Genomic DNA, 6,179 nt, shown 5'->3' with positions numbered 1-6,179 from the left:
GCTCGGGCGTGCTCGTGGACGAGGCCTACTTCAAAGGCCTGGCGGAGGCTGTGGAGCGGGTGAGGTCCAGCCTGGGCCTCATCCAACCCGCCAGTTTGGAGACCCTGGTCGCCTTCGCAAACTTGGTCCGGAGCGAGGGAGGGTCGGCCCGCCCGCGCATGTCCTGGGACGATGTGTCGCCCGCCTTCGCGGAGGCACTCACGCTCCTTCAGGGCAGCCGGCGTCGGGAGGGCGAGGCGCTCGGTCGCGACCTGCGGGAGCGCCACGGAAAGCTCGCGGAGCTTGCTTCTGCCCTCGAGGCCCGCACGAGCGGGGCGTCAGCGCGCGCCGTGAGTCGCCTTCGCCAGCGGCTTTCGGCCTTGCTCGAGACCCCCGAGTTTGACCCCCAGCGGCTCGCCCAGGAAGTGGCCGTTCTCGCCGACCGCAGTGACGTGACGGAAGAACTCGTGCGCCTGCGCGCCCATCTCGAACACCTGGCCCAGCTCGTCGACGGCGGCTCGACCGACGCCGAGGGAAGCGGGCGTCGGATTGAATTCTGGCTTCAGGAGATCGGTCGAGAGTTCAACACGGTGGCGTCCAAGTCGCAGGACGCCGACGTCAGCGCATTGGTCGTCGAGGCCAAGGCCGAATTGGAGAAGATGCGCGAACAAGCGCAGAATATCGAATGACAATGAAATTCGTTCGCCGAGGCATCCTGCTGGTGGTCTCGTCGCCGTCTGGCGCAGGGAAAACCACGTTGGCGCATCGTCTCGCCAAGAACCACAACCTGCACTTCTCGGTTTCGTACACCACGCGCAAGCCTCGGGCGGGCGAACGCGACGGCACCGATTATCACTTCGTCAGCGACGAGGAGTTCACCCGCATGGTGCAGGGCCAGCAGTTCGCGGAGTGGGCCGTGGTGCACGGCAATCGCTATGGCACGTCGATAGCCACCGTCAACGAAGCCATCGAAAAAGGCATCGACTGCCTGTTCGATATCGACTACCAAGGCGGGCGCCAAATTCGGCAGCAGTGGCCCGACGACAGCGTGCTTTGTTTCATTTTGCCGCCGTCCCTTGCCGAACTCGAACGGCGGCTCCGCAGCCGGGGCACGGAGAGCCCCGAGGCCATTGGCAGCCGTCTGGCGATGGCAAAAAAAGAACTGGCGCATTACAAGCACTACGACTTCCTGGTCGTCAACGAGGAGATCGAAACGGCCTACGGCGAGCTGTCCGCGGTCTACGTGTCCGCGTGCTGCGCCCGCACCCGCAACGAACACCGCGCGCAGATGTTGCTGAACGAGGCCTTCGGTCATGATCTTTGAAGATGCAGTGCGTTGCTCTTGCGGGCGAACGACCGGCGCGGGTGAATCGGCATCAAACGTGTGAGGCGGCAGGGCTGTTGACGAAGGCAGGCCCAAAGGCCCAAACTCCTCTGTTGATTCGTGCGCGCCACACCTCGATCTGGCGCAATAAGCCAAGCATCCATGGAGTCAGCTCTCGCCCCCAAAACTGAAACCGCTGCCGGCCTCGCCGCGCTGAGGGACAGCGTCGTCAGGATGGACCCAGGGGCCGACTTGGACATCATCGACCGCTGCTTTGCGTACGCGGCTCACCACCATGCCGGACAGATTCGGCGCTCGGGCGAGCCCTACGTGGTGCATCCCTTGGCGGTTGCGCGCACCATCGCGGAACTTCGTCTGGACCAGGCAGCCGTTTGTGCAGGCTTGCTTCACGACACGATAGAGGACACCGGTGCCACCCCCGAGGAGATCCGGGACCTCTTCGGGGCCGAGGTGCAGATGCTGGTCGAAGGCGTGACCAAGCTAGGCCAGGTGCCCTGGAGCAGCCGTGAGGAGCGCCAGGCGGAGAACTTCCGCAAGATGCTTCTGGCCATGGCACGGGACATCCGGGTCGTGCTGATCAAGCTGGCCGATCGCGCAGACAACATGCGCACGCTTGGTCACATGCCGCGCGAGAAGCAGGAGCGCATCGCGATGGAGACACGGGAGATCTACGCGCCGCTTGCCAACCGGCTCGGCATCCAGTGGATGAAGTCCGAGCTCGAGGATCTTTGTTTTCGTTTCCTCGAACCCGAAGACTTCGAACAGATCTGTGTGCGGCTCGACAACACGCGCGAGGCCCGGGACGGCTATGTTGCGGAGGTCTGCCGGCACATTCGCGAGGCACTGGAACAGGAAGGTATCGACGCCGAGGTACAAGGGCATACGAAGCACCTCTGGTCTATTTTCAAAAAGACCCGCAAGTCCGGTCAGGAGCCCGACCAGATTTTCGACATCGTGTCGTTCCGGATCCTGACGCCTTCAGTGCGCGACTGCTACGCGACCTTGGGCGCGGTCCACACCCGATGGACGCCCATCCCGGGCCGCTTCAAGGACTACATCGCGCTGCCCAAGCCAAATCTGTACCAGTCGCTTCACTCCACGGTGATTGGCCCGCGTTCCGAGCGCATCGAGGTGCAGATCCGCACCCACGAGATGGACAGAACGGCGCGCCTGGGCATCGCTGCCCACTGGCGCCAAAAGGACTCGGTCCACCTGAAGTCCACGGACAGCAAAGCCTTCGCTTGGCTGGCGCAGCTCATGGAGTGGCAGCGGGATCTCAAGGACCCCACGGAGTTCATCGAGACGGTCAAGATCGACCTCTTCGAGGAAGAGGTCTTCGTCTTTACACCCAACGGCGACGTAAAGGCGCTTCCCAAGGGCTCAACGCCCATCGATTTTGCGTACGCCGTCCACACGCAGGTGGGAGATCACTGCTCGGGGGCGCGGATCAACGGTATCATCGTTCCTTTGCGCTACGTCCTTCGCAACGGGGACACCGTGGAGATCCTCACCTCCGAAAAACAGAAACCTGCGAAGGAGTGGTTGAAGTTCGTCGTCACCAGCCGGGCGAAGGCCAGGGTGCGTCACAATCTTCGTGTGGCCCAGCGTGAACGGAGCAAGCAGTACGGGCGTGACCTCTTGGCTCGGCATCTTCGCACCATGGACCGGGATTTTTCGGCCGCCGAGAAAGAAGGGCGCCTCGAATCGGCAGCTCGCCAGCTCAGAGCCGGCACGGCGGACGATCTTCTCCTGCTCATTGGGTACCAAAAGCAGCCGGTGGACCTCGTGGCGCGCGTCATGTACCCCGGGGCAGGTCCCGAGGCGGTCGCCGAGGACGCGGTTTTGGCCGAGCCTTCGTCCGTGGCCGTGGCGCGTGCCCGGCCCCCGCGGAAGTCCGTGGGCGGCGTGAGCGTCCAAGGCGATGCGGACGTGGTCGTGCGGTTTGCGAAGTGCTGCAGCCCCATTCCAGGGGACCCCATCACCGCCTTCACCACGCGCGGGCGCTCCGTCATGGTTCACATGCGGGACTGCGAAAAGGCGATGGATCTGGATCCCGCCCGTCGGGTCGACGTGAGCTGGGATGATTCCGTCACCCTCTTCAGACCCGTGACCTTGGAGGTCGTAACCTCGAACAGGCCCGGGATCCTCGCCAATTTGTCGCGGGTGTTCCAGGAGCAGGAGTTGAACATTTCTCAGGCCAAATGCCGCACCAGCGACGAGCGCGGCATCAACACTTTCCAGGTCATGTTGAGCCACGTCTCTCAGTTCAAACGGCTTGCGCGGGCGCTGTTCGCGGTAGAGGGGGTGGTCGAGATCGAGAGGGTCACGCAGTCGAAAGCGTAAACGCAGCCGACTCGCCCGTTGACGTTTTGCGGAAGCCTTGGTAGACGTGCGCGACTATGGCTTCGAACACCGCAAAAACCTGGAATCGTCGCGAGGCGCGCCGCAGCAAGGCGGGCCGCAAGCGGAAGAACCGCGATGCGCGTCAATCCACCCCGTCGTACGAACAGCTCTTCGCCGCTTGTGGCGAGCCCGGGCAACCGGCTCCCAAGTGAGGGCACGTGAGGGCGTGAGGCGCCGCCGCTGATCTTCGAGCCCGTCTCGCGGTCAGGTCGGTGGTACGACTCGGTGCAAACGTCGAGTTGCCCCGCACACTGAGTTTCTGCACCCCCGTAGGGCGCCCCGGATCACCGTCTCGGGCGCCTTTCTTCGTTGGCTCGCCCACCTAACGCCGTGGTGCCTTTCCGCCGTACCCGAAACGCCGAATCAAGCGAAGATTGATCTCGGATTCCGCCATGCATAAGATGGCGCAACTCCGTGTCGTCGCGAGCAGATCCGCCCGCGCCCTCACGGACCTCGCCGCGAGGCCAAAGCCGGATGAAGACCTGCCCCAACTGCAAGAAGACCTACGAGGACGAAGCGAATTTCTGCCCCGAAGAGGCCTGCGCGACGGATGAGGGGCCTCGTCGCCTCGAAGTTGCTGCCGCTGCGGGCCCTCGCTTCCAGCCGCTCACGCAGGTCGGTGGCGGCAGAACCGGCGAGGTCTGGCGTGCGGTCGATTCGCACACCGGTGCCGAGGTCGCCCTCAAGACCCTCCCAGTCGCTCTCACGAGCAATCCCATCACGGCCGGGCGCCTCGATCGAGAATTCAAGCAGCTCATGCGGGTGGAACACCCTCATGTGGCCAAAGTCCTCGATGCGGGCAAATCGGGCGAGGGTCGGTATTTCGTCGCGACCGAGTTGGTGACCGGCGCGGAGTCCCTCGCAAGTGTTCTGAAGCGAGGCGCTATGCCGCTCGCGCAGGCGAAGCAGTTGCTGGCGCAGATCGGCGAAGGCCTTCTCGAGGCCCAAAAAGCCGGGATGGTGCACAGGGATCTTGCGCCCAAGAACATCCTGCTCGACCCGTCCGGCCAGGTGAAGATCATCAACTTCGCGGTTGCCGTGCCCTTCGATGATCGCCTGTCGGGTGTTCCCGAGTACGCCTCCCCCGAACAGGCCCAGGGGAGGCCCGTTGACCAGCGTTCGAACACCTACAGCCTGGCGTGTGTTTTCTATCACATGCTCACGGGCGAGCCGCCCTTTGCGGCTGCGGACCCAAAAGCAGTTTTCGACTTGCACGTCTCGAGTTATCCCCTGGGGCCAAGCCAAAGACGTCCAGACGCCACCCTGAGTCCCGACGTCGACCGCGTTTTGCTGAAGGCTCTCGACAAAAATGCGAGCAAGAGGCCCCTTACCCTGCGGCTCTTTTTGAGCGAGGTCGAGGCGCTTACGCCGGCCGCCCCCGCCGCTGCCCCCGGAAAGCCCGACGCAGGAGCGGTAGGTTTCGCCAAGACGATGCTCTTCGCGGGCGGTCAGTCTGAAGTTCAGGAGATGGTGCAAAAGGCGATCGCGCAGCGGCAGGCCGCTGCGGCCGCTGCCGCGGGGGGAGCTCCAGCACCCGCATCGGCCCCTGTGGCTACGCCGGTGCCCGCCGCGCCTGTAGTTCTGACTCACCCGTCAACGGGTTCAGCTGCCCCGAGAGCCGCCGATGGATCCCCCATGGCCGCTGCTCGGCTCACGCCGCCTCCAGTCACTCCGAATCCCCTCGAAGCGCCGCAAGCCCCCGTTGCCGCTGCGCCTGCTGCCTCGTCGGCGACGGCCCCTGGGTCGGGCAGCGCCAAGGGCGCCGCGTTCCGAGAAACGCTCTGGTTCAAAAAGGGCGATGTCGAGCAGATGGTAGCCGAGGCAAAGGCAAAGGCAGCCGCTGCCGGCGCTGCCGAGGACAAAGTCGAGGTGCCCTCCGACGACATCCGTCCCATCGAAGACCGTTACGTCGACGACGGATCGGTGACCACGGACGACCGCAAAAAGTTTTCGCTTCGCACCGGGGGCACGGCCACCGCTCTGCCCACGGTGGGCCGTTCGATCCCCGGCGAGAAGATGTCCGAGGAGGATATCGTGGGCGAACTCGCCCCCGGCCGAAAGATGGGGGTGTTCGTGGGTGTGGCTGTTGCGGTCGTAGTGGCCATCGTCGGCATTCTGATGCTGATGGGAGGAGGCAAGGACAAAGCGCCTCCGCCTCCCGCGGCCGCGGCTCCCCCCCCCGCGGCGGTACCGGCCAACCCCGCTGCGGCCGCGCCCCCGGCTGCGGCCGTTGCCGCACCGGCTCCCGTGCCGGCACAACCGATCTCCGGGGCTGCGGCCGATGAGGGAGGCGATGATGCCGAGTCCGCCAAACCGACTAAAAAGAAGGTCAAGGCGGGCGCCAAGCGGAAGACGCCGAAACCGCCCGCTAAAAGCGTCGACAAGAAGCGCTGACGCGCACCTCGAAACGGTACCCCTGCGTCGAGGAGGCGGACCTTCGCTCACGGGACCC

Annotated in this window: 4 protein-coding genes; all 4 read left to right on the top strand. The window is 64.6% G+C overall.

Annotation, left to right across the window (positions count from 1 at the left end):
* The coding region (locus tag KA712_26085; protein ID MCG5056423.1) for a DUF1732 domain-containing protein at window positions 1-668 on the top strand (668 nt) is incomplete at its 5' end.
* A complete protein-coding gene (gene gmk, locus KA712_26080) occupies window positions 665-1,303 on the top strand; it encodes a guanylate kinase (protein ID MCG5056422.1) in 639 nt (212 codons plus the stop codon). The genes KA712_26085 and gmk, both read left to right, overlap by 4 nt.
* A 234-nt stretch (window positions 1,304-1,537) precedes the next feature.
* Window positions 1,538-3,667, top strand: coding sequence for a bifunctional (p)ppGpp synthetase/guanosine-3',5'-bis(diphosphate) 3'-pyrophosphohydrolase (locus KA712_26075; GenBank protein ID MCG5056421.1), 2,130 nt, complete (start codon window positions 1,538-1,540; stop codon window positions 3,665-3,667).
* A 474-nt stretch (window positions 3,668-4,141) separates the two neighbouring features.
* Window positions 4,142-6,121, top strand: a complete 1,980-nt coding sequence (locus KA712_26070) for a serine/threonine protein kinase (GenBank protein MCG5056420.1) — start codon at window positions 4,142-4,144, stop codon at window positions 6,119-6,121.
* Window positions 6,122-6,179: the final 58 nt, after the last annotated feature.

The organism is Myxococcales bacterium (assembly GCA_022184915.1).
GTDB lineage: Bacteria > Myxococcota_A > Polyangia > Fen-1088 > Fen-1088 > JAGTJU01.
This window is presented reverse-complemented; position numbering and strand designations above follow the sequence as displayed.